22 protein-coding genes are annotated in these 24,150 nt (G+C 63.5%); 9 read left to right on the plus strand and 13 right to left on the minus strand.

All coding sequences use genetic code 11. The annotated features are described in order from the left end of the window. Positions 1-82: 82 nt before the first annotated feature. From J2X98_RS20200 to J2X98_RS20220, 5 genes are all read right to left on the minus strand, one after another. Positions 83-1,678, minus strand: coding sequence for an LCP family protein (locus J2X98_RS20200; protein ID WP_141941467.1), 1,596 nt, complete (start codon positions 1,676-1,678; stop codon positions 83-85). A gap of 97 nt (positions 1,679-1,775) precedes the next feature. Further along, positions 1,776-2,735: a GTPase Era gene (era, locus tag J2X98_RS20205; protein WP_141941469.1), complete on the minus strand. Its 960-nt coding sequence runs from the start codon at positions 2,733-2,735 to the stop codon at positions 1,776-1,778. Next, a complete protein-coding gene (locus J2X98_RS20210) occupies positions 2,719-4,050 on the minus strand; it encodes a hemolysin family protein (RefSeq protein WP_141941471.1) in 1,332 nt (443 codons plus the stop codon). The genes era and J2X98_RS20210 overlap by 17 nt, the downstream gene beginning before the upstream one ends. Next, positions 4,047-4,520 carry an rRNA maturation RNase YbeY gene (ybeY, locus tag J2X98_RS20215; protein ID WP_141941473.1) on the minus strand — a complete coding sequence of 158 codons (474 nt, stop codon included), beginning with the start codon at positions 4,518-4,520 and terminating at the stop codon, positions 4,047-4,049. Before ybeY ends, J2X98_RS20210 begins: the two co-directional genes overlap by 4 nt. Next, a complete protein-coding gene (locus J2X98_RS20220) occupies positions 4,517-5,605 on the minus strand; it encodes a PhoH family protein (protein ID WP_141946342.1) in 1,089 nt (362 codons plus the stop codon). Before J2X98_RS20220 ends, ybeY begins: the two co-directional genes overlap by 4 nt. 364 nt (positions 5,606-5,969) lie before the next feature. Between J2X98_RS20220 and J2X98_RS20225 the strand changes: the two genes are divergently transcribed. Then, a complete protein-coding gene (locus J2X98_RS20225) occupies positions 5,970-6,926 on the plus strand; it encodes a GerMN domain-containing protein (RefSeq protein ID WP_307311841.1) in 957 nt (318 codons plus the stop codon). Here J2X98_RS20225 and J2X98_RS20230 read toward each other — a convergent pair. From J2X98_RS20230 to hrcA, 3 genes are all read right to left on the minus strand, one after another. Further along, positions 6,913-7,692 (minus strand): 16S rRNA (uracil(1498)-N(3))-methyltransferase, encoded by a 780-nt coding sequence (locus J2X98_RS20230; RefSeq protein ID WP_141941476.1) that lies wholly within the window; start codon positions 7,690-7,692, stop codon positions 6,913-6,915. The two genes, J2X98_RS20225 and J2X98_RS20230, sit on opposite strands and share 14 nt — an antisense overlap. Before the next feature lie 2 nt (positions 7,693-7,694). Next, positions 7,695-8,822 carry a molecular chaperone DnaJ gene (gene dnaJ / locus J2X98_RS20235; RefSeq protein ID WP_141941479.1) on the minus strand — a complete coding sequence of 376 codons (1,128 nt, stop codon included), beginning with the start codon at positions 8,820-8,822 and terminating at the stop codon, positions 7,695-7,697. Between the two features lie 89 nt (positions 8,823-8,911). Beyond that, positions 8,912-9,925 (minus strand): heat-inducible transcriptional repressor HrcA, encoded by a 1,014-nt coding sequence (gene hrcA / locus J2X98_RS20240; protein WP_141941481.1) that lies wholly within the window; start codon positions 9,923-9,925, stop codon positions 8,912-8,914. Between the two features lie 171 nt (positions 9,926-10,096). Between hrcA and J2X98_RS20245 the strand changes: the two genes are divergently transcribed. Together J2X98_RS20245 and J2X98_RS20250 are read left to right on the plus strand one after the other, a co-directional pair. Beyond that, positions 10,097-10,948, plus strand: coding sequence for a DUF3097 domain-containing protein (locus J2X98_RS20245; RefSeq protein WP_141941483.1), 852 nt, complete (start codon positions 10,097-10,099; stop codon positions 10,946-10,948). A 73-nt stretch (positions 10,949-11,021) separates the two neighbouring features. Beyond that, entirely contained in the window at positions 11,022-11,432 is a 411-nt protein-coding gene (locus J2X98_RS20250; RefSeq protein WP_141941485.1) for a DUF4870 domain-containing protein, read from the plus strand. A gap of 58 nt (positions 11,433-11,490) precedes the next feature. Here J2X98_RS20250 and hemW read toward each other — a convergent pair whose 3' ends face one another. Further along, positions 11,491-12,720 carry a radical SAM family heme chaperone HemW gene (hemW, locus tag J2X98_RS20255; protein ID WP_307311846.1) on the minus strand — a complete coding sequence of 410 codons (1,230 nt, stop codon included), beginning with the start codon at positions 12,718-12,720 and terminating at the stop codon, positions 11,491-11,493. A gap of 25 nt (positions 12,721-12,745) precedes the next feature. Continuing rightward, a complete protein-coding gene (gene lepA / locus J2X98_RS20260; RefSeq protein ID WP_141941488.1) occupies positions 12,746-14,602 on the minus strand; it encodes a translation elongation factor 4 in 1,857 nt (618 codons plus the stop codon). 170 nt (positions 14,603-14,772) lie between these two features. On the opposite strand from lepA, the gene J2X98_RS20265 reads away from it, so the two are divergent. Further along, entirely contained in the window at positions 14,773-15,318 is a 546-nt protein-coding gene (locus tag J2X98_RS20265; protein WP_307311851.1) for a type II toxin-antitoxin system PemK/MazF family toxin, read from the plus strand. 169 nt (positions 15,319-15,487) lie between these two features. Then, positions 15,488-15,748, plus strand: a complete 261-nt coding sequence (gene rpsT, locus J2X98_RS20270) for a 30S ribosomal protein S20 (protein ID WP_018761400.1) — start codon at positions 15,488-15,490, stop codon at positions 15,746-15,748. A gap of 135 nt (positions 15,749-15,883) precedes the next feature. Here the strand turns inward: rpsT and holA are convergent, their stop codons facing one another. The 3 genes from holA to J2X98_RS20285 all read right to left on the minus strand — a co-directional run bounded on the left by holA (position 15,884) and on the right by J2X98_RS20285 (position 19,989). Then, positions 15,884-16,777, minus strand: a complete 894-nt coding sequence (gene holA, locus J2X98_RS20275) for a DNA polymerase III subunit delta (protein WP_307311853.1) — start codon at positions 16,775-16,777, stop codon at positions 15,884-15,886. Next, a complete protein-coding gene (locus tag J2X98_RS20280) occupies positions 16,726-17,748 on the minus strand; it encodes a ComEC/Rec2 family competence protein (RefSeq protein WP_373460935.1) in 1,023 nt (340 codons plus the stop codon). The genes holA and J2X98_RS20280 overlap by 52 nt, the downstream gene beginning before the upstream one ends. Before the next feature lie 318 nt (positions 17,749-18,066). Then, positions 18,067-19,989: an AAA family ATPase gene (locus J2X98_RS20285; protein WP_307311856.1), complete on the minus strand. Its 1,923-nt coding sequence runs from the start codon at positions 19,987-19,989 to the stop codon at positions 18,067-18,069. A gap of 292 nt (positions 19,990-20,281) precedes the next feature. Between J2X98_RS20285 and J2X98_RS20290 the strand changes: the two genes are divergently transcribed. From J2X98_RS20290 to J2X98_RS20305, 4 genes are all read left to right on the plus strand, one after another. Then, positions 20,282-20,419 (plus strand): hypothetical protein, encoded by a 138-nt coding sequence (locus J2X98_RS20290; RefSeq protein ID WP_307311860.1) that lies wholly within the window; start codon positions 20,282-20,284, stop codon positions 20,417-20,419. A 35-nt stretch (positions 20,420-20,454) separates the two neighbouring features. Beyond that, entirely contained in the window at positions 20,455-22,167 is a 1,713-nt protein-coding gene (locus tag J2X98_RS20295) for a ThiF family adenylyltransferase (protein WP_307311863.1), read from the plus strand. 17 nt (positions 22,168-22,184) lie between these two features. Next, positions 22,185-22,628: a Mov34/MPN/PAD-1 family protein gene (locus J2X98_RS20300; RefSeq protein WP_307311867.1), complete on the plus strand. Its 444-nt coding sequence runs from the start codon at positions 22,185-22,187 to the stop codon at positions 22,626-22,628. 179 nt (positions 22,629-22,807) lie between these two features. Then, a complete protein-coding gene (locus J2X98_RS20305) occupies positions 22,808-23,953 on the plus strand; it encodes a DUF4062 domain-containing protein (protein ID WP_307311870.1) in 1,146 nt (381 codons plus the stop codon). Positions 23,954-24,150 lie beyond the last annotated feature (197 nt).

Consider the following 24,150-nt stretch of genomic DNA (forward strand, 5'->3'; position numbering starts at 1 on the left):
AATGCACGATGGGCCCCCTTTGACGGGGGCCCATTTCGTTGGCTGACTGCAGCCCGGTCCTATGGGGACTGCGGCGGTACCGTTACTGCCGGACGATGACGTTCGGATTGGCCTGCTGGCAGACTTTGTCGCCTGCCGTCTGGTTGACGATGTCCTGCGGCAATGCGGCCGCGGCGGCACCCCCTGAGCCGGCCGCGAAAGCGGTGCCTGTGGTGAAATCGCTGCCAACATACACCTGGACTCCTGTCACGGCGGGAGCCGGAATCATGAGTGTCGAAGGGATCCCCAACAGCGCGGCGACGTCAGCCGCCACATCATTGAAGCCGTTGCCGTAATAGACAGCCGTTTTGCCGACCGGCTGGGCCAGGAACTGCCCCGTCTGGGTGAAGCCGCCGGCGACGAGGGCCTGCACGAGCTCCTGCGCGCGGCCGTTGACGCCGCTGCCGTTCGCAACGGTTACGGGCTGGATGGCTTTGTTGTAGGGCGGCACCGGCGGGGCTGTCGCGGTTGGAGACGCGGACGGGGATGCCGTCTCACTTGGTGACGGAGTTGTTGGTGCGGTGGGGTCGGTCAAATCAACGTTCTTCCGCAGTGCCGAGAAAAGCTGTGCGCCGGCAGGCTCCGCGATCACCAGCCGGTTGGGGTCGATGGGCGCCGGCGTCGTGGGTACTGCCACGAACGCGACCTTGGTGATGTCGATGTTCTTGAGTCGGTTTCCGATGGTCAACAGAGCTGGAACGGAAGCAAGCCCGTCGTCAACCGTCAGGTTCTGGGTCACCACATCGGCAATCTTCAGCATTTTGGCCGGATCGGACAGGGTTCCGTCGTCCTTGATCTTCCGGGTCAGCGACGACAGGAAGCTTTGCTGCGCCTTGATGCGGCCGAGGTCGCCGCCGTCGGCAAAGGCATGGCGGGCGCGCAGGAAGGCAAGGGCCATCTCCCCCTGCACAGAGGACGTCCCGGCCGGCAGCCGCAGCCCCGAGTCGGGATCATAAACTGCGTCACTGATGCAGACCTGAACACCGCCCACCGCATTGGACAGCTCCTTCACGGCGTTGAAGTCGGCCATCATGAAATGGTCCACCTGCATACCGGTGAGTTTGTTGATGGTGTCCACGGCACAGCCGATGCCGGCCTCGCTCATGGCCTCGTTGATCATGACGCCGGTACGGGCCGGGTAGTCCTTGTTGGTCTTCCTGTCCTTGCAATCGGGAATGTCCACCAGCAGGTCGCGTGGGAAGCTGATGACGTTGACGCGCTTGTTGTCCTCGGAGATGTCCATCAGCATCATGACGTCCGACTTGCCGTAACCGGTGGAATCATCAGCCGTCCCGTACTCGGAGTTCTTTCCGTCCCTGGTATCCGAACCAAGAATCAGGATCTGCAGCCGCCCCGTGGCATCGTTCCCGGGCGACTCGGTGGTCTCACCACCAGCGTTCAGGGGTGCTTTGGAAATATTGTTCTGGAGCCTGAAAAACCAGAATCCGGCAAAAGCGATTCCGGCCACCAGGACCAGTGCCACCACGCCGGTCACGGCTTTCAGCCATACGGGCATCCCGCGCAAAGGTCCAAGGTGCCGGGCAGCCCCAACAGCCCCGCCGTCCGAATGGCGGGACACCGGTCCCGGCCCGACTGACAGGTCAGCCTCGTTGTCGCGCTGATCGCGGCCTTGACCCACGTGCTGAACCTTCCTCTAGATTCGAAACCCGGCCCAACTTAGTGGTCCAGTTGGGAGAACTTCCCCGCCCCGCTCCCGGGGACCCCCTAGTCGTGGGTCAGAAACCCAATTTAACCAGCTGCTTGGGGTCACGCTGCCAGTCTTTGGCCACTTTGACGTGAAGGTCCAGGTAGACGCGGGTGCCCAGGAGCGCCTCGATGCCCTTGCGGGCGTTGGTGCCCACCTCACGCAGCCGGCTTCCGCCCTTACCGATGATGATGGCCTTCTGCGATGGCCGCTCAACATAGAGGTTTACGCGGACGTCCAGCAGGGGGTTGTCTTCCGGCCGGTCCTCCCGGGGGACTATTTCCTCGACCACGACAGCCAGGGAGTGGGGAAGCTCGTCCCGGACCCCTTCCAGGGCGGCTTCGCGGATCAGCTCAGCCACCATAACGGCTTCGGGTTCGTCGGTGAGTTCTCCGTCCGGGTACAGCGGAGGGGACGGCGGCATGTGGCTGATCAGCACATCAGCAACGGTCTCAACCTGGAAACCGTCTGTGGCGGAAACGGGAACAATGTCCTTCCAGCCGTCCTCCCCCATCACCTCACGGCCAAGGGCCGCCACGGCAAGGAGCTGTTCGGTCAGTGCCTGCTTGTCCACGAGGTCAGCCTTGGTGACGATGGCAACCACCGGCTTGCGGCCGACGGCGGCGAGCTGGGCAGCGATGAACTTGTCACCGGGGCCGATTTTCTCGTTGGCCGGAAGGCAGAATCCGATGGCGTCCACTTCGGCGAGAGTGTCCGCGACGAGGTCGTTCAGGCGCTTGCCGAGGAGGGTGCGGGGGCGGTGCAGGCCCGGCGTGTCCACGAGAATCAGCTGGGCGTCGTCCCGGTGCACGATTCCCCGGATGGTGTGCCGCGTGGTCTGCGGCTTGGCGGACGTAATGGCCACTTTCTTACCCACCAACGCGTTGGTGAGGGTGGATTTACCCGCGTTGGGGCGCCCCACCAGGACGGAAAACCCTGCGCGGAAGCCGCCAAAGTCGTCCGTATCCGCAACCTTATTTTTCTTGCTCACGTGGAACTCCCTGCTGGGTTGCTTCGGCCTCTTCCAGGAGGCCTTCAAGGTCAGTCTCTACTCTTGGTACCGGTGCCGCAATGATGTGGCTGACCCGGTTTCGCCGGCCTTCCAGCCGTTCCGCGCGCAGGGACACGCCCTGCACCTCAACGCTGCTTCCGACGATCGGGACGCGGCCAAGCGCCTTGGCGAGGAGGCCACCGACGGTGTCCACTTCGTCGTCGTCAATTTCCAGGTCGAAAAGCTCACCGAGGTTGTCGATGCCCATCCGCGCACTGACGCGGTAGGAGCCGTCACCGAGGGCCACCGCATCCGCGCTCTCGGTGTCGTATTCGTCCACGATCTCGCCCACAATTTCCTCGATCAGATCCTCGAGGGTCACCAGGCCGGCCGTGCCGCCGTACTCGTCGATGACAATGGCGACGTGTGTGGATTCCTTTTGCAGTTCGCGCAGGAGGTCGCTGACCGGCTTCGATTCCGGCACGTAACGGACTTCGCGCGCCAGTGACTCAACCACCGGCGGCTGCTGGCCTGCGCCCAGCTGGTGGACGACCGCGGCAACATCCTTGAGGTAGACGATGCCAAGGATGTGGTCCGTGTTTTCGTTGATGACCGGAATCCTGGAATAGCCTGAACGAAGAAACAGGGACATCGCCTGGTGCAGGCTTGAGCCGGCATCGATGCTCACGATGTCCGTCCGGGGCACCATCACTGCCCGCACCAGCGTGTCACCGAAGTCGAATACGGACTGGATCATCTCCGCCTCGGTGTCCTCGATCATGTCGGACTCGCTGGCCCGGTCCACAAGTTCCCGGAACTCCTGCTCGCTGAAGAACGCGTCGTCGCCGCCGGGCGCACCAGGAGCTGCCGAACTTCCCAGGGCAACCAGCCAGCCCGGAATCGGTCCCAGCACGCTGGTGAGGAACCGGACCATCGGAGCGGTGAAGCGCACCACGGCCGTGGAATGCAGCCGCCCGAGCTGCCGGGGCGACACGCCCACGATCACGAATCCCAGGAGAGCCATGATGCCGGTGGCCACCAGCCCGGCCAGCCACACGTTGTCGAGGAGGCTCGCGATAAGGACTGCGACAGCGACGGCGGAAGCCATCTCAAACCAGACACGCCAGAACCGCAGGGCCCGGGTGTGGGCTACGGGTTCGGCAAGGATGCGCCGCATGGCGGTGCCGCGGCTTCTGTGCAGTGCCTCTTCGGCGTCATGCCGGGGAAGGAAACTGAACGCCGCCTCGGCAGCTGTCAGCAGAGCCGCGACGGCAAGGAAGACCAGTGCCACCGCGACCAGGAGCAGTTGCGTCACTGGGTGGTCTCGGCGGGTGCTTCTTTGCCGGTGAAGCCGGACAGCAATTCACGCTGAAGACCGAACATCTCCGCCTTCTCCTCGGGCTCGGCGTGGTCGTAGCCCAGCAGGTGGAGAATGCCATGCGTGGTCAGCAGCAGCATCTCGTCCTGGAGCGAGTGGCCGGCATTCCTGGCCTGGACCTTCGCCACCTGCGGGCAGATGGCGATGTCGCCCAGCATGCCCTGCGGGGTGGGCCGGTCCGGGGTTCCGGGAGTCAGTTCGTCCATGGGAACCGACAGCACGTCCGTGGCGCCCGGCTCGTCCATGAGTTCGATGTGCAGCTTCTCCATGGCTGGTTCATCCACGAGCAGGATGGACAGTTCGGCCTGGGGATGGATGTAGAGCTGCTCGAAAATGTACCGTGACAGGGCAACGAGCTCCGACTCCTCCACTTGGATGCCGGACTCGTTGTTCACCTCGATGCTCACGCGCGTTCCCCCCGTTTTTCCCTGCTTGCTGAGTGCTTGACGCGGTTCCGCTGGGTTTCATCCCAGATGCTGTAGGCGTTGACGATGTCCCCCACGAGCCGGTGCCGCACAACGTCTGCGGCGTCCAGGACCGAGAAGCTTACGCCTTCAATGCCCTGAAGGATCTCCTCGACGATCCGCAGCCCGGAGCGCGTCCCGAAGGGCAGGTCCACCTGCGTGACGTCTCCGGTCACCACCATCTTGGAACCAAAGCCAAGGCGGGTGAGGAACATTTTCATCTGCTCGGGCGTCGTGTTCTGGGCCTCGTCCAGGATAATGAAGGCGTCATTGAGGGTCCGGCCTCGCATGTAGGCCAGCGGCGCCACCTCGATTGTTCCGGCGGCCATCAGCCGCGGGATGGACTCTGGATCCATCATGTCGTGCAGTGCGTCATAGAGCGGGCGCAGGTAGGGGTCGATCTTGTCGCTGAGCGTGCCGGGCAGGAACCCAAGCCGCTCCCCTGCCTCAACCGCGGGACGGGTCAGGATGATCCGGCTGACCTCTTTCTGCTGCAGCGCCTGGACTGCCTTGGCCATGGCCAGGTAGGTCTTGCCGGTGCCGGCAGGGCCGATGCCAAAGATCACGGTGTTGGCGTCGATGGCATCAACGTAATTCTTCTGGTTGAGCGTCTTGGGCCGGATGGTCCGTCCACGGCTCGAGAGGATGTCGTGGGTGAGCACCTCAACCGGGTTCTGCAGGGACTGGGTGCGCAGGAGGGACACCAGTTGCTGCAGCACCGCCGGAGTGATGACTGTGCCGCGGGCCACCAGGCCACGGACCTCCTGGAGCAGCCGCATGATCCGCGGTACATCGCTGACCGGGCCGCTGATGGACAGTTCATTGCCGCGCGCGTGGAAGTTGACATCCGGGAACTGCTCTTCGATGAATCGCAGGGCCTCATCATGGCTGCCGAGTGATTGAACCATCTGGTCGGAGTTCTCAAAGAGGACTACTTCTGTCCGGATCCCGGGCATGGAGTGCGGGAATTCCCCCGGACCGCCTTCGCCCGTATTGAGCCGGCGCTTACCATTCGCTGATTCAGTCATGGTGCTGGCCCGCAGGCCCGTGGTCCCCTCGAAGTTCGACGTCATTAGTTTTGTTGCTGATGCCGGCTCCCGTTGCCCGGAGCGCCGCGCCCAGCGGTCCCTCTATCTTACGCCAGCACCTGGAGGCTCCCGATACCGGGATGCTGCTTCCCGCGTGAAACGGTCCTTCCAGGGCTGCCCGGGCCCGCCGTTAGATATCAACTTCATATCGGCCTCATATCGTTCCCGTTGCAGTTGTGCCGGAAGCGGCTGGCAGCGGCTGATGTTGCGCAACGCTGTGCAATGCTGGAAATCCAGCATCTGTTGGGACACCAGGCCGCCAGGGGATCGGCCCGCCATGCCAGGAAAGGACAAGGGCAGTACTGTGCCGGTAACCTCTGCGCCCTACGGGGCAGGACGATACAAGGGCCGCCTGCGCCCGGCTGTCCTGGCAGGGATCCTGGTGCTGGTTCCGGCTCTGGCGGGCTGCACTGCCGACGGCGGGTCCTCGCCCGCAGCCACTGTCGCGTCCGTCCCCGCATCCGGCGGCACCATGCCCGATGCTCCCGCCACCAGCGCTCCGCTCGAAACCACCCAGTCCTCCAACAAGGCCCCGGTCTACTGGATCGGCCGCAGCGGCGGAAACATCTTCCTGTACCGCGAATTCCGCGACGTCCCGGAGCAGGAGAACCCGGTCACCCGGGCCCTGCGGGCCATGATGTCGGAGAAGCCGCTGGATCCCGACTTCTTCACCCCGTGGCAAAACCCGGACAAACTTGCCACGTCCATTTCCGGCAAGGACGTCATCACAGTCGATGTCTCCTCCGATGCCTTCAACAGCAACCTGGACGCCGACATGGCGGCCCGCGCCATCCAGCAGCTCATTTACACGGCAACGGCTGCTGCTGCCAGTTCGGGCCTTATCGACGCGGGGCAGCAGATCCGCGTCCGGATCCTGGTGGACGGCCACACGGACTATGTTGCGTTCGGCAAGATCCAGTTGGGGTCCCTCATGACCCGCGCTGCCGGCCTGGTGGCACCGGTTTGGATCATCGACCCCCAGGAGAACACCGAGGTGCCGGCAGGCAGCGTCAAGATCACCGGACGAAGCACCTCTCCGGGGTCCAAGCTCCACTGGCAGATCCTGCAGTCGACGGACGGCGGCAGCAAGGCACCGTTCCTGACCGGCGAAACCACTGCGGCCACGGACCCGGCCCAGGCCGGCGCCTTTACCGTTGCCCTCAACCTGCCCGTGGGCGACTACGAACTGAGGGTGGCCCAGGCGGGCCAGGATGGCCAACCGGACCGGAACGAGGACACCAGGTCCTTCAAAGTGCGCTAGCGGCCCATCGACCGAGGATGTCGCTGGCCAGTACGACGGCGGCCGGCCCGGCCGTGGAGGAGCGCAGGACATGGTGCCCCAGCAGGGCAGTCACGGCACCTTTGTCGCAGAGCTTCGTTACTTCGCGAGGTCCGATCCCGCCCTCCGGTCCAACGATCAGGAGGACTTCGCGGGGGCCGGCGCCCTCACCGGAGTGCCATTGCTCAAGGACAGTCCGGAGGGGGCGGACGGCGTCTTCATGCAGGATAACAGCCAGGTCTGCCGCCTCCACCGCAGCGGATAGTCCGGGTGTGTCGACGGCGGCCCGCACCTCGGGGATCCAGGCCCGCCGCGCCTGCTTGGCGGCGGCGGCAACCGAAGACTCCCACTTGGCGTGCGCCCGGGCGGCCCGTTCACCTTTCCAGCGCACAATGGAGCGTTCGGACTGCCACGGTATGACGGCGTCGATCCCCAGCTCGGTGGCGGTTTCGATGGCAAGCTCGTCCCGGTCGCCCTTGGCCAGCGCCTGGACCAACACCAGCCGAACCTCCGGCCTTTCTTCCACTGTCAGCGAACCGCACTCCACCTCCATCCCGGAAGCGGCGGCGGAGACGACCTTCCCGGTCATGCGGGCGCCGGCACCGTCGACGATGTCCACCGCCTCGCCCGGGGACAGCCGTTTGACGGTAACGGCGTGCCGTGCTTCCGCACCCTCGAGCACGAAAATATGCCCAGGCAGCATCCCGGCCAGCGAACCGGGCGACGTGAAGAAGACGGGATTGCTCACCGCTACAGGTTACCGAACCGGTCCCGGAGCTTCGCGAACATGCCGCCGCTGGCCGCCAGCTTGCCTTCCGTGATCTGTTCTCCACGCAGTTTGGCCAGTTGGCGCAGAAGGTCTTCCTGGGCGGCATCGAGTTTGGCCGGGGTATCCACCTGGAGATGGACCTTCAGGTCGCCGCGGCCGTAACCCCTCAGGTGGGTGACGCCCAGCCCGCGGAGGGTGATGATTTCACCGGACTGGGTACCGGGCTTGACGTCAATTTCCTGGGTACCGTCGAAGGTCTCCAGGCTGACATCCGTGCCCAGTGCCGCCGCTGTCATGGGAATGTGCAGGGTGGCATGCAGATCGTCGCCCTCGCGTACATAGGTGGCATCGTTATTAACCCGGATCTCGACGTACAGGTCGCCGGCGGGACCGCCGGCGGGACCGGCTTCGCCCTGCCCGGACAGCTGGATCCGGGTTCCGGTTGCGACTCCGGCGGGAACTTTGATGGTCAGGGAACGGCGGCTGCGGACGCGGCCCTGGCCGCTGCATTCGTTGCAGGGGTCCTTGATGACCGTGCCGAATCCTTCACAGGTGCCGCAGGGTGCTGCGGTCATGACCTGCCCCAGGATGGAGCGGACGGCCCGCTGCACCTGGCCGCTGCCGCCGCAGATGTCGCAGCGTTCAGGCTGGGTGCCGGGGCGGCAGCAGGATCCGTCACAGGTGGGGCATACCACCGCGGTGTCCACTTCAAGCTTCTTGTTGACCCCGAACACGGCGTCCCGAAGGTCGATGCGGACACTGATGAGCGCGTCCTGGCCGCGGCGGACGCGTGAAGCGGGTCCGGTGCTGCCGCCGGCGCCGAAGAAGGTGTCGAAGATGTCCTGGAAGGCGAACCCCTGGCCGGCATACCCGCCGCCACCGAACCCGTTGTCCGTTCCGTTCTCGTTGCCGGTGGTGTCGTAGATCCTGCGCTTTTGGGGATCGGAAAGGACTTCGTATGCGTGGGTTACGGCCTTGAAGCGTTCTGCAGCGTCCTCCCCGGGGTTCACATCCGGGTGGAGGGTGCGGGCCAGCTTGCGGTAGGCCTTTTTGATCTCTTCCCCCGTTGCTTCGGGTGAGACTCCAAGGACGTCATAGTGGCTGCTCAAAGTTCGTGTCTCTTCCTTCTTGTACTGCGTTCAGTTGGGCACCCTGGCTGCTTTGATGGCCAGCCCGAGCATGCTCCGGCTGCAAAGAGTCAGGGCCCCAGAATCCTGGACAGGTAACGGGCCACTGCCCTGACGGCGGCCATGGTGGTGGGGTAGTCCATCCGAGTGGGGCCCAGGATGCCTACTTTCGCGGCGCTGTCCGGGCCGTAGCCGGTGGCCACCACGGAGGCTTCCGCAAGGCCGTCATACGGGTTTTCCCTTCCGATGCTGACGGCCACGCCACGGTGGTCCTGGGCCATTTCGCTCAACAGCCGCAGCATCACCACCTGTTCCTCCAGCGCCTCGAGCACCGGACCGATGCTCAGGGGGAAGTCCACATTGGACCTGGCGAGGTTGGCGGTTCCGGCCATGACCATGCGGTCTTCCCGGCTGCTCTGGGCCAGCCCCTCCAGGCCCAGGGCCAGGGCATGGGCTGCCTGGCGCTGCGCATGGGGAGTTGCCGCCACCACCGCGGGCAGCGCCTGCGCCAGGTGGCTCAAGCGTGTTCCGCCCAGAGCCCCAAGGAACCGGGTGCGCAGGGCTGCCACCGTTTCGTCACCAAGGTCCTGCCCGACGTCGATGACCCGCTGCTCCACTTTGCCGCTGTTGGCGATGAGGACCACCAGGACCTTCCGGGGGGCAAGCAGGACGAATTCGATATGGCGGACAAGTGCCCTGCTCAGGTGCGGATACTGCACGACCGCCACCTGGTTGGTCAGCTGGGACAGCAACCGGACGGTGCGGTCCAGCACGTCGTCGAGATCGTCGGCACCCTCGAGCAAGGTTTGGATGGCGCGGCGTTCAGGTGCCGAGAGTGGCTTCACCGCGGAGATCTGGTCGACGAAAAGCCGGTAGCCCTTGTCCGTGGGAATCCGCCCGGCACTGGTGTGGGGGGCCGTAATCAGCCCCTCATCCTCCAGGGCTGCCATGTCATTGCGGATCGTGGCACTGGAAACGCCAAGATGATGCCGCTCCACCAGGGCTTTAGACCCGACCGGCTCGCGGGAGTGGACGTAGTCCTCCACGATGGCCCGCAGTACTTCCAGTTTGCGTGGCTCGCTCACTCTCCACCTCCATCCATGGTCCGGGTACATGCCCCGCCCGGTGCAACGCAAGGGTTAGCACTCGACATGCCTAAGTGCTAACAGTCTATTATGCCTTGGCCCGTTGTTAGCATTGGTACCGCTCCGGGCGAAATTCCGGAGGAAGGACCTAGCGCTAGGCGGATCGATTCCATGGATTACCAGAACTGGGGGCCTCGCGGCATTTCCACTACAAACCGGACGGAACTGCCCGAAGTGCCCGTGGAGCGGGGCATGGTGCTCGAGGAAGTGCAGTCCGGGTGGGTAGGAGCCGTCACCCGCGTGGAGAAATCCGGCGGGATGCATGTGGTTGCGCTGGAGGACCGGAGGGGAAAATCCCGGTCCTTCCGGCTCGGCTTCGGCTTCCTCCTCGAGGGCCAGCCCATCCGGCTGATGCCGCCGGCGCCGAAACCCGCTGCCGGTGGTCCGGCCGCCGGCAGGACTGCCTCGGGATCAGTACGCGTGGAAGGCCAACGCGCACAGGTAGCGAAGGCAAGCCGGATCTGGGTGGAAGGCAAGCACGACGCCGAACTGGTGGAAAAGGTCTGGGGTGACGACCTGCGCGTGGAGGGCATCGTCGTCGAACCTTTGCATGGCATCGACGACCTGGCTGCAGCCGTCGCGGACTTCAGGCCCGGTCCGGGCCGGCGGCTCGGGGTCCTGGTTGACCATCTGGTTCCCGATTCCAAGGAATCCCGCATCGCGGACGCCGTTATGGCCTCCCCCGGCGCTGCCGGCAACGTCCTGATCGTGGGGCACCCCTACGTGGACGTGTGGCAGGCGATCCGGCCTGCTGTCCTGGGGATCGACAAGTGGCCCGCCGTGCCCCGGGGGCAGGACTGGAAGACGGGCATCCTCAAAGCCTTCGGCTGGCCCCACGCCACGAAGGAAGACGTCGGACTGGGGTGGCAGAAGTTGCTGGGCGCCGTCCGCACCTACGCGGACCTCGAAGCATCGCTGCTGGGCCGCGTTGAGGAGGTCATTGACTTCCTCACCGTGCCCTGACGGGCGGCACGGCCCCGAAAGCCAGTATTCTTGGTAGTTGTCAGCACCACTTGCACCCCGAAGGAAAACGACTGTGGCAGAAAACGCGCGTGATCACAGGGACGGCCAGGGCCGTTCCGAGTACCATGGCGTCCCCGCCAATGCCCTGCCGCTGACGGCCAGCGAAGACCGCCAGTGGGCAACCCTGGCGCACTTCGGGGGGATCCTGGGATGCGTGCCCTCCCTGTTGATCTACCTGATCTTCCGCGACCGCGGGCCGTTCACCGCCCAGGAGTCCAAGGAAGCCCTGAACTTCAGCCTGCCGCCCACCATCGCCGCGGTGCTGGCCAACATCCTGGTGTTCATTCCCTACGTGGGGAACATCTTCGCGGTCATCGCCACCCTGATCTGGGTTGCGCTCACGTGCTTCTCCGTGGCCGCGGGCATCCACGTCAACAAGGGCCAGCCGCACCGCTACCAGTACAACCTGCGCTGGATTAAGTAGCCGAGCCTCCCGCGGGGCCACCGGCCCCACGGGGCGGACCCGACGGGCGTGGGCCCAGTCAGTCGGGCAGTATCCGCCGGACTACTGCGTCCGCCAGGAGCCGGCCTTTGAGCGTGAGGACCAGGCGGTCCTTGAAGGCGGCAGCAGGTTCCACCAGGCTGTCAGCGATAAGCCCGGCCACTTGGTGCCGTCCCGCTGCGCTAAGCGTGGACATGTCCAGCCCTGACTGCAGGCGAGCCTCCAGCATCACCCGCTCCAGGTTCCGGGTTTCCGCGTCCAGGGTTTCCCGGCCCGCGGCCGGTGAGAGCCCCTGGGAAAGCCTGTTTGCATACGCGGACGGGTGCTTGACATTCCACCAGCGCACCCCGCCCATGTGCGAGTGGGCGCCTGGGCCGATCCCCCACCAGTCGTCACCGCGCCAGTACGCCAGGTTGTGCCGGCAAGCATGCTCCGGACTCCGCGCCCAGTTGCTGACCTCGTACCAGCCGAGTCCGGCTGCGGTGATGAGCTGGTCGGCGAGCTCGTACTTGTCGGCGTGGTCGTCGTCGTCAATTCCCGGAACCTCGCCGCGCCGCATCTGCGCTGCCAGCTTGGTGCCGTCCTCGACAATCAGGGCGTAGGCGCTGATGTGGTCCGGCCGGTAGGACAGGGCAGTCTCCAGGGAGTGTCGCCAGTCTGCGAGCGACTCCCCCGGAGTGCCGTAAATCAGGTCCAGGCTGACATCCAGTCCGGCCTCCCGCGCCCACTGCACCACCTGCGGAACCCTGCTGGGCGTGTGGGTGCGGTCCAGGACCTTGAGCACGTGCGGGACGGCGGACTGCATGCCGAAGGAAACCCTGGTGAAGCCCGCCTCCTTGAGGACGGCGAGGGATTCGGGGGTGACCGAATCGGGGTTGGCTTCGGTGGTGACCTCGGCGCCGTCCTCGATGCCCCACTGGTCAATGGCAGCGCGAAGGATCAGGGCGAGGTCATCAGCCGGCAGCAGGGTGGGCGTGCCGCCACCGAAAAAGACAGTGCCGAGCTTCCGCTCCGGCAGCCCGGACCGTGCCATCACCTTGGCTGCCAGGGCCACTTCCGATACAGCGGTCTGCGCGTACGCATCCTGTGACGCACCGCCGCCCAGTTCCGTGGCGGTGTAGGTGTTGAAGTCGCAGTACCCGCAGCGCACGGCACAGAACGGGATGTGGACGTACAGGCCAAAGGCCCGGGCCGCCGCACCGTCCGCCGCCTGGGCAGGCAGCAGACCGTCCGACGGCGCCGGGTCGCCGAGGGGAAGCACGCTGGGCATCAGCGCGCTCCCCGCAGTGCGGTGGTCACTTCTTCTTGGCCTTGTCCTTTGATTCGTCGGTGGTGAGGGCGGCGATGAACGCTTCCTGCGGCACCTCCACGGTACCCACCATCTTCATGCGCTTCTTGCCTTCTTTTTGCTTCTCCAGCAGCTTGCGCTTACGCGAGATGTCACCGCCGTAGCACTTGGCCAGCACATCCTTGCGGATGGCCCGGATGCTTTCGCGGGCGATGATCCTGGAACCGATGGCGGCCTGGATGGGCACCTCGAACTGCTGCCGCGGGATGAGTTCGCGAAGCTTGCCGGTCATCATCACACCGTAGGCGTAGGCCTTGTCCCGGTGCGTGATGGCACTGAAGGCATCCACCTGTTCGCCCTGGAGCATGATGTCGACCTTCACAAGGTCGGCAACCTGCTCACCGTCGGCCTTCCAGTCCAGGGAGCCGTAGCCCCGGGTCTTCGACTTGAGGATGTCGAAGAAGTCGAACACGATTTCCGCCAGCGGCAGGCGGTAGCGGATTTCCACCCGGTCCTCGGAAAGGTAGTCCATGCCGTTCATGACGCCGCGGCGTGACTGGCACAGTTCCATGATGGCGCCCACGAACTCGTTGGGGGCCAGGATGGTGGCGGAGACCATGGGCTCGCGTACCTCGGCGATCTTGCCCGTGGGGTACTCGCTGGGGTTGGTAACGCGGACCACCTTCTTGTCCTCCAACGTCACCTCGTACTCAACGTTCGGTGCGGTGGAGATGAGGTCGAGGTTGTACTCGCGCTCCAGGCGTTCGCGGGTGATCTCCAGGTGCAGGAGACCCAGGAACCCCACCCGGAACCCGAAGCCCAGTGCAGCCGAGGTCTCCGGCTCGTACACCAGGGCTGCATCATTGAGCATGAGCTTTTCGAGGGCGTCGCGGAGTACCGGGTAATCGGCACCGTCCAGCGGGTACAGGCCTGAGAACACCATGGGCTTGGCATCGGCGTAGCCGGGGAGCGATTCGGCAGCGGGCTTGGCAAGGTTGGTGACAGTGTCACCCACCTTGGACTGCCGGACGTCTTTTACCCCGGTGATCAGGTAGCCCACTTCGCCCACTCCGAGGCCCTTGGAGGGGGTGGGTTCCGGAGAGCTGACGCCGATTTCCAGGAGTTCGTGCGAGGCCTTGGTGGACATCATCTGGATGCGTTCACGCGGGTGGAGCATGCCGTCCACCACGCGCACATAGGTCACCACGCCGCGGTAGGTGTCATAGACCGAGTCGAAGATCATGGCACGGGCCGGCGCATCGGGGTCGCCCTTCGGTGCCGGCAGGTCGCGGACGATCTTGTCCAGGAGGGCTTCGACGCCCATGCCGGTCTTGCCCGAGACCCGCAGGACGTCCTCGGGGTCGCCGCCGATCAGGCTGGCCAGCTCGGCTGCGTACTTCTCAGGCTGCGCTGCCGGCAGGTCGATCTTGTTCAGCACCGGGATGATGGCAAGGTTGTTTTCCATGGCAAGGTACAGGTTCGCGAGGGTCTGGGCCTCGATACCCTGGGCTGCGTCCACCAGCAGGATGGCGCCCTCGCACGCGGCCAGGGAACGGGACACCTCATAGGTGAAGTCCACGTGCCCCGGGGTGTCGATCATATTCAGCGCATAGCTGACGCCGTCCACCTCCCACGGCATGCGGACCGCCTGGGATTTGATGGTGATGCCGCGTTCGCGCTCGATGTCCATCCGGTCCAGGTACTGGGCCTTCATGTCGCGCGCCTGGACCACCCCGGTTGACTGCAGCATACGGTCAGCCAGGGTGGACTTGCCGTGGTCAATATGCGCGATGATGCAAAAGTTCCGAATAATTGCCGGATCTGTCGCGGCGGGCACCGGTGCGGTGCGGGCCATGGGAGACACGCAGGGTCCTTACTGTTGGCTTTTCTGCAGCCATCCGCCAGGCACACAAAACGCGCCTGCGGGCCAGCCACACATCTTCAACGTCCAGTGTCCCACGTCCGGGACACCGCCACCGCATCGCGGCCGGAGCTTATTCGGGGTTCAGGTGGACAGCCGCCTAGGCTTTCGGGATGGCCCTGAATCTCCGTTCCCTTCAAAAGGCAGTGCGCCGCGGTCTGCGGATGCTGCAGACCGGGCAGTCCGCTGCCCCCGCCCCCGACAGGTACCGCCGTCCACTGGCAGGAACCGGCGGTATAACAGGTGGGTCCGCAGGTGCCGGCTACCCCGGCGACTACCTTGGCCGTGCCACGGTCCGGTACGCGCCGCAGCCTGACGGGGATCCGGACCCCGGCGAAGTTGTGTGGGCCTGGGTTCCCTACGAGGAGGACCACAGCAGGGGGAAGGACAGGCCGGTCCTGCTGGTGGGGCGCAACGGCCCCTACCTCCTGGCATTGATGATGACCAGCAGGGACAGGATCCCGGCCGGAACCGCGTCGGACGGGTACGTGGATCTTGGCGCAGGCGGCTGGGACAAGCAGGGCAGGGCCAGCGAGGTGCGGCTGGACCGCGTCCTGCAGCTCCGCCCGGAAAGCATCCGGCGGGAAGGGGCGGTGCTGGACGGTACGCGGTTCGAAAAGGTGGCGGCAGGGCTGCGCCGGAGACACGGCTGGTCCTGACCGGCGTAAATGGCCAGTCCCGCCACTGACCTGCTATTCTTTATTGCTGTGTGTCCGTGCAGGTCGACGGTCACTGATGGTTGGCCGCCATAGGTATCCCCACGCCGCTCAGTCAAGGCCAGCCTGAAAGCCCTCTAGACCATTTCCGCATTACAAAGAGAGTTCACACGTGGCGAATATCAAGTCCCAGAAGAAGCGCATCCTGACCAACGAGAAGGCTCGCCTGCGCAACAACGCAGTCAAGTCTGAGCTGAAGACTGCCATCCGCGCCGTCAACACCGCCGTTGAGTCCGCTGACAAGGAAGCTGCTACTACTGCGCTCGTTTCTGCCAGCCGTAAGTTGGACAAGGCTGTCAGCAAGGGTGTTCTGCACAAGAACAACGCAGCGAACCGCAAGTCGGCGATCTCCAAGAAGGTCAACGCACTCTAAGGTTTCCAGTTCCCACGAACTGATGGTCTGGCCGGTACCCCTGGGTACCGGCCAGACGCCTTTTAAGCCCTGGTATGCGCCGCACCGGACTCCGCGGCAGCCCGGCCGTCGGGCGGCTTAGCCCATCCGGCGCTGCTATCGGCCCTGGACGGACATGGCGATCACGGTCACGGCATGTTCGACGGCGTAGACGGGGTCGCGGGACAAGCCTTTAACCTGGGCGTCCGCCTCGGCAGTTGCCTGGATTGAGCGCACCAGCCCATCCGGCGTCCAGCGGCGCACGTCACGCTGTGCCTGCTCCACAAGCCAGGGCTGCATTCCAAGTTCCGCGGCGATCTGCGCGGATGACCCGGAGGCACCGGCCACTCGGGCCACGGTGCGCAGTTTGGCTGCCAAGGCGGCAACCAGTGGCACGGGGTCAGCACCGGTGGCAAGGGCGTGGCGCAGCGTTGACAGTGCCAGGGGCGCGTTTCCGGCCATGGCTGCGTCGGCAACTTTGAACGCCGTGGCCTCGATCCGCCCGCCGTAGTACTTGTCCACGGTCTCGGTGGTGACGGTGCTGCCCGCGTCCGCAATCAGTTGCGCGCAGGCAGCAGCAAGTTCGGACAGGTCTGCACCTACCGCGTTCACCAGCGCCTGGATGGCCTCGTGGTTGATGCGGCGCCCGGCCTCCTTGAACTCAGCAGTGACAAACTGCACCTTGTCTGAATCCTTCTTCAGCGGCTGGCAGTCAACCACCGGCCAGCCGCCTTTCCTGACGGCGTCGAGGAGCTTCTTGCCCCGGTTGCCGCCGGCATGCCGGAGCACAACGACGGCGTCCTGCTCCGGGTGCTGCAGGTAGGTGAGCGCATCTGCCAGGAAAGCGTCGTTCATTCCCTCCACAGCCTCGACCTCGATCAGTTTGCTTTCACCGAAGAGCGACGGGCTCACCTGCATGGCCAGGGCTCCGGGTTCATAACCGGCAGCGTTCATCCGGCTCAGTTCGACGTCCGGCGCGGCGGCCCTGACCCGGGACCGGATGCTGTCCATGGCCCGGATCCCCAGGTACTCCTCGGGGCCGCTGACCAGCACAATCGAGGCCGGGGCCGCGTCCCGCCAGGATGCTGCATTCGATGCCGGGGAGCGGGTTGCTCGCTTTTGCACAGCGGCCATCGACGGTCCCTTCCGGAGGTTTTATTGGAGTATCCCAGCCTGCCACGTCTGCGCCCGCCGTCCAAGCCGTGCATCCCGGCAAGCCGCTGCAGCCGCAGTTCCACGAGTTCTATCAGCGTCATGGTGGCGGCGTGCGCCTCCGTTACCTTGTGGAGGAGGCGGGCCGGCCCTGTGGCCATCCATACAGCGGCAACTGTCACCAAGGACATCAGCACCATGGAGACCAGCCCGGGAACCCCTTCGGGCCAGGGAAGAGCGGAGCCGGGCAACTGTGCGGCGAACCTGGCTATGGCAGCGACGCCGGCACTGAACAGTCCGGCCACGGCGATCAGTGCCGCTGCTGCCCACGGCAGCAGGACTACCAGGGGCACCGCCACCGTGCCGAGGAGGGTCACGGGCGCCACCAGGGGTGAGGCAACCACGTTGGCCAGCAGGGAATACGTTGCGAATTGCGGCTGCAGGAGGATGATGACGGGGCCGCACAGCAGCTGGGCGGACAACGGGACCGTCACGGCTGCTGCCATCCACCGTGGCACCGGTGCCGGGATCCAGTCGACGAACCTGCGCCCCAGAAGGATGATCCCCAAGGTGGCCAGGACGGACAGCAGGAATCCGTAACTTGAGCCCAGCCCGGGATCGGTCAGCAGCAGGGCGATGACAGCCAGGCACAGGAAGCTCAGCCCGCGTCCAGAGCGGCCGCCGGCGAGGGAGGCGACACCGATGGCGCCCATCAGTGCTGCGCGTAGGACACTGGCATCGGGTCCCACCAGGACCACGAAGAGGGCCAGGCCCGTGAGGGCGCAGGCTGCAGCGGCAACGCGTGGCAGCCGGAACCGCCTGCACAGCACCAGCAGCGCCCCCAGGACCAGGCTGCAGTTGGCCCCAGTGAAAGTTAAACCATGAGGTGGGTCTCTTTAGAGCAGCGTTTTCGCTGGTCAACGGCGTCTTCGTGCTATCCAATGGTGGAACTGGCGGACGATCAAACCCATTTTTCCGTTCGTGAGTGGACAGCGACTCCTTAGCGGGAGTCCATTTGATAGGAGATTGACTGACGAACGTTGAGAAGGGAGATGGGTGGCATAAGGCCCAAAGCACGGCCCGCTTGGAAGGGCGTGCATAGGCAACCCGGCGGCAATTGCGTACCCCTCTGTCACAAGGGTTATGACTCACGCGTGCGTCTTGTTGATCCTCCGAGCCAGGTTCTCGAAGTTGCTCAGCGTGGTCTGCGAGAGCTTCTCGACCTTGGCGGGGTTGCGGAGCAGTATCTCCGCCGGACGCCAGTGATCGAACTTGCCATCCAACGCCTCCAACCTCAGGATCAGGCGGTCGGGATGTTTAGCCAGACCACCCACCTTGTGCGAGGTGCCAAAGGCCTCGTTGTACAGCTCGAGGTAGTCGCCCGCGGTGAACAGGTCTTCGATGTCGCTGTGCTTCTGCTCCAGCACGGATCCGACGAACACGACCCGCTTGCCGGCGATCTTGTTCGCCTTGATCGCGGCCTCGACCTTCCCGCCGCCCTCCGTGCCGGAGTCGAGGAGCACGGTCACTGACACCTTCTGCCCGAGCAGGGAGACGAACGCAGGCACGTTCGACGCCCCTCCGGCTGGGAGGATCCGCCACCGCTCGTCGAGTCCTTCACGCCGTTGATCACGAAGATAACGACCGATCACGTCGAGGTACGCCAGGTCCGACGGGCCCTCGACCAGCAGATTCCGCTCCCCGATGAAGAGGTTCTGCGAGAGATCGTAGCCGAGGGCGGCCTGCAGGGGGAACGCGCTGTCCTCGCCGACCTCCAGGGCATCCGAGGACGTCACGGAACCGACGTCCTCGCCGCGGTCCTCCACAACGCGCACGCGCTCGATCTCCTCGACCATGAAAGGCGAATGCGTCGTGTAGATGACCTGCCCGACCGGGGCGAGTCGCTTGTTGATGAAGCGCAGGAAGTCACGCTGCGCCTTCGCGTGGAGCGTCAACGCGGGCTCGTCGAGCAGGATCACCACGTCGTCGCGGTCCTCGAATTCGCTGAAGGCCGCGAGGAAGGAGAAGAACCACTGGTAACCCGACGACCGGAGGGAGAAATTGTTCGTGAAATCGTGCTTGCGATCCTCGACGCGGAAGTTGAGGTAGCGCACGATGCTCGTCTGGCCGTTCGAAGCTGCAACGGTCTCCGGTTCGATCTCCACCTTGATCCGCAGTTCGGGATTCGTGCTCCAGTACTCGGCCATCTCGCGGGAGAGGTCGCTGGACACGGCCTCGAGTTCCGCGGTGCGCGACTCGAATTCTGCGTCAGTCACGGAGTCGATGTCGGTGTCGGCCAGCCGGAGCAGCGCGCGGGCCGTCTGCTTCGGCGACGCACCGGGCTGCTCGTTCTCAAGAGTTCGCAGAGCGGCGACGTCCACGCGGCCCTCAAGGTTCTGGTATGACGCGAAGCGGAAAAACTTCGGCATCCGCGACCGCACAGTCTCCCTGGCGATCGCCCCCACGTCCTCTGCATCGCCAATCAGGGACGTGATCCTCCGCAACGCCTCGCCGGCGGCAGCAGCGTTCTCGTCTGCGTCCTCTTCGGCATCCTCCGCTGCTTCGACGACGGCCGGCGCAGGCTTGGGCTTGGAGGCGAGGGCCTCCTTGAGCGATGTGACGGTGGCGTGCACCTCCAGAAGGGTTTCGGCCTCTGGATGATCCGTGAGCACGTTCTTCAGGAACCGGGGCTCGTCGACCGACACCCCTATCCAGAGGCTGCCGTTGTAGCGCCGTCCGACGGTCACGGTCTCCCGAGTGACGACGCCCTCACCTAGTGCGTCGCGGAACGCTTCTAGGTCATTTTCGTCCAGCAGAAAAGTCGCTTCGATTGGCGAAACCACCGAGAGGTCTTCTTTCCTGCCGTCGCGCTTCCACCGCCAGCGCGGGTAGTCGTCGCGCTCGACGAATGTGTCGCCGTAGACCGGATTCAACCTGTACAGGGCGTCCAGCATCGTCGACTTTCCCGACTCGTTCATGCCGACCAAAGTTGTTACGTCTGACTCCACCGACACCTCCGTCGAGTCCAACACGTTCTTGTACCGGCGAACCCGGAACGATGTCAGCTTCATTGCTCCCCCTTGTGCAGACCTTCGCTTTGCACGTTCAGCATACTTTGGGCCTCCGACACTCCGACGCTGAACCCGTTCGACCGTTTCGAATATAAGAGAGGACAACACCCCACGGCCGATTCAAGGTCGCGCCGAGCACCCTATACCGCATCGTCCAACGAACCCAGTAGAAAGCCGTCGGGCGCTAGGAACGACGCGATTTTGCTTCGCCTCCGCCAAATTGTCAGCCCCTTAGGCAAGACTGTGACCAGGCACGTGTTTCAACGCGCCGTACACAGATAAGGACTGAATTATGGCTGAAAACCCCAACAAACCGGAAAACCCCAACAAACCGGAAAATCCGCAACACCCAGAGCACCCGGAGCACCCCGACACCCCAAACAATCCGGGCTTCCCGCCCCGCCCACCGAAACCGGGCAAGGTCGGTTAACTATGCGGCAGCTCCGCTCACTGCGGGACGGTCTCTTGCAGCAGGAAGTCCTTCGACTGCAAGAGGCCGGCTACGGTGTCCTCAAACAAGACGCGCCGGAGGGGGAACTTTGGGTGTTGACCGTCCTGGCTCCAGCGGAAAAAACCGGGGTTGGTCCTCTTACGCTTTCCATAACTATTCCGGATTCGTACCCGTTGTTACCCCCGAGGGTAACTACGTCGGACCTGACAATGGGTCATCACCAACACCCGTTCTCAAAAGATCTTTGCCTCATTGAACGGTCCACCGAAAATTGGATTCCGGACTGGCATCTAGACGGCCTACTCGACAATCAGTTAAGGCGCGCAGTAGCCGCCGGACAGGCCACGGCAGGTCAAGGCATCGATGAGTTCGAACAGGGCGAACCATTTAGCGCATATTACAGTTACGCCGAACCCGCTGGTTTCCTGATCGATTCCGCCGGTATGGATCTTCCTGTTGGGGCCTCAGGAGAACTTGAAGCGTCCTTTACCCAAAGCAATGGTCCTGCAAAGCGGCTGCTCGTTATTCTGAACCAGATGTGGAAGGGTGCAGATCTGGTCTACCAAGCCCCTAAAGAGCTACACGCCGCCTTTGACCCTTACCCGCCCACCACGATAAGGGGTCGATGGGTCACCTTGGACAAACCTCCTGCCACTAACGACGCAAAAGAGATATGGCAGATCGCGCGGGAGGCTTGTCCAGTTTTTCCGCGACATAACAATGTGCCACTAGAGGTTCTGGCAGTTGGTTTTCCCGAAGAGCACGGTGCAGATGTCACTGGCATGGGCTGGATCCTTGTCGTTAAGGAGCCTGGGGGCTTCCTGCAGAAGAAGGGCAGAGGCAAGGGGGCTCCCACCCCGCTCAAAAGCTCCGATTCACACCGACTAGTTCGCGCCTATCGAGCAGGTCATTCTGATCTCACTTTTAGAGCCCCCGAAACTCATGGACTGGAAACAAAAAAGGTTGCAGTCCTCGGATGCGGTGCTATCGGCAGTATGGTCGTGGAACATTTAGCGCGCGCGGGAGTGGGCGAGTTCTATTTGCTCGATGAGGACACTTTGGAGCCAGGAAACCTGGCCCGACATGCTGGCGCTCTAGACACAATCTGCACAGACAAAAGCTCAGCGATGGCTCACCGTATCCACCAAATAAATCCCTATGCCCGATCTACGGCCAAGAAACTCCATATTGGACTGGCATCTCTGATCGAGGGCCAGACAGAAACAGAGTTCCTCGCTACGGTGTTCAACTCAGTCGATGTGGTCGTAGACGCAACAGTGGAAGTTGGCGTGCAACAATACTCAAGCCTCCTTGCCCAAGATCTGGGGACCATGTGGGTGGCACTAGAGGGTTCGCCAGGAATCGCCGGGGGCAGCGTTGTCAAGATAGATCCCGCAGCTGAAGGCTGTTTCGGATGCTTCCAATGGCATCAAAACACCGGCTCGATACCTGAACCGCCCGTAGTTCACGGAGGACTTATACAACCTGCGGGTTGTGCCTCTCCAACCTTCACAGGCACTGGATTTGACCTGTCGGTGATAGCACTTCAGGCTGCAAGAGTGATAGTTGGTGCCCTTATGAGATCAACGGTAGGCGGCTACCCTGAAGACGGTTACGACGCACACATCCTTAGCCTTCGTGAACCTGGTGGCAGACCGATTCCGCCAACATGGCAGGGCTTCCAAGTCTCTCGGCACACGAAGTGCGGAAATCACGAGGTCGCATAATCGAGACGCGAAAAAAGGTGCGGTGGGACGCACACACAAAACTCGACATCATCCAGGAAGCCGATGCTGCATTTCCCAACGAAACTGGGGGCATCCTCCTCGGCCACTGTCAAAAAGACTTCATCCACATCACTCACGCGATTGGGCCTGGCCCGAACGCCCACCACCAGCGCAGTACATTCACTCCCGATCGCGACTGGCAGTACGAACGGATAGATGAACTGTTCAGTGGGTCTCAAGACACCCTTGCATACCTTGGAGATTGGCACACTCATCCCCAAGGTCTCCCCTGTCCCAGCAAGACCGACCTAGCGCTTCTGAACTTAATTGCCAAGTCGCCCGAGAGCCAATGTCCCGCACCGATCATGTGCATCCTCGCGCCCGATGCAACCGGGGAGTGGTTCGAGATGCTCTTCTTCTATGATCTGACCCAGGGTGAAGCACGGTTGCATTTGCTGTGAAATTGCGATGGCCTGTTCAGACTGCAGTTGCTCGCTCGTTATTGCTGCAACGTCCACAGCCCGCACGAGGATCCTTTCTGGGTCGGGATTGACTTGCTCAGCAACGAATTGAGATTGAACGTGACCATTGGTTCGCTTGCCAAAGTGTAAACGGCGTACCACTGTGGTGAACTTGGGGCATGACTGACGCTTCGTTGCTGGTTGATCAACGCTCGGCATCTTTGACTGCCTCCGAACAAGATGTAAAGGCGTGGGCTAGCGGGCGACGGGTGTTCGTTTCGAGTCTCATTACCGACATGCCCCAGGAACGCTCAGCAGTCCGTGCAGCAATCGAGACCATCGGCGCGACGCCGGTGATGTTCGAGGATTTAGGTCCTTTGGATGTGTCCGCAGATCAGGCTTATCTGGCGGGGGTGCGCAGCTCCGAGGTTTATATAGGCATGTGGGGACCCCGTTACGGCGTACGCATGTCCGACGGATACTCAGCGACCCATGCTGAGTATAGAGAAGCCGAACGCAACGGACTGAGGCTCTGCCTGTTTGTACATGGCGAGGCATCTGGCGAGATGGACGGCGCACAACGCGATCTCATTCAGGGTGCCCGCAACCTTTATACGACCAGTTCTTGGAGCGATCCAGCAGATTTACAACAGCGAGTAATTCGGCGGCTAAAGGATCTGGCAGCTGAGGAGCTGGCACCATGGGTGCGCGTTGGGCGAGTACTCTTCCGGGCACGTGAGATCACCAGTGACGGTAGGACGATCTCGATCACGGCCGACGTGCGAAGTGATGCAGTGCATGCCGAGTTGGTGCGTCTGCGCGACGGCCGGGCCAGCGGCGTCGCCTTTGCCTCTCCCACTGAAGCTCTGTCGGTGCAGCTGGCCGAGCTATCAACTCGAACAATCTCGACCATTGCGCACGAGGAGCGTCTGACGCTGGTAGCTCAGGAGCGGCGATCGTCGCACATGCGAACTGCACTCAATGGTATTTCTGCCGATGAAGTGGCACGTCGCGCACTGTCCGACGGCCTCTTCGGAACTTCTACGCTCGGCGAGCAAGCTAGGTGGCTCGCACGTCCAACTGATCCCTTGGCCCCTTTACGGGGATCTGGTTTTGACGACAGCGTTCTGCGTCCGATCGCGCGACTACTGTTCACCGAACAACTCATTACCGACGGATCCGCAGCGCGGATCGACTCGTTCGCCCTCGGTCCCGCACACCAAGGTGCACGCCGACTTCAAGCCACATGGACCCCGCCGCAAATTTATGTGAATGAACCGGACCCAGCCCGACTATCAATTGACGGAACTGTCACTGGTCTTTAAGAGCGGCACGGACAAACGATCGTTGCGTCCTCCACCCCCCGGCCCCCGGAGGATGGTTGCTCAGGAGTAAACTTGCCGTGATGGTAGCGCTGGGCTGCCATCGGGGGGTGCCTCTATGGTTTTCGTCAAGCCGCTGCGGGGTGGTTTCGTGGTTCCGGCTCCTGGTAGAGGGTTCCGTCTCGGAGCATGGCGAAGAG

The sequence above is a fragment of the Pseudarthrobacter enclensis genome (assembly GCF_030811655.1).
Classification (GTDB): Bacteria; Actinomycetota; Actinomycetes; order Actinomycetales; family Micrococcaceae; genus Arthrobacter; species Arthrobacter enclensis_A.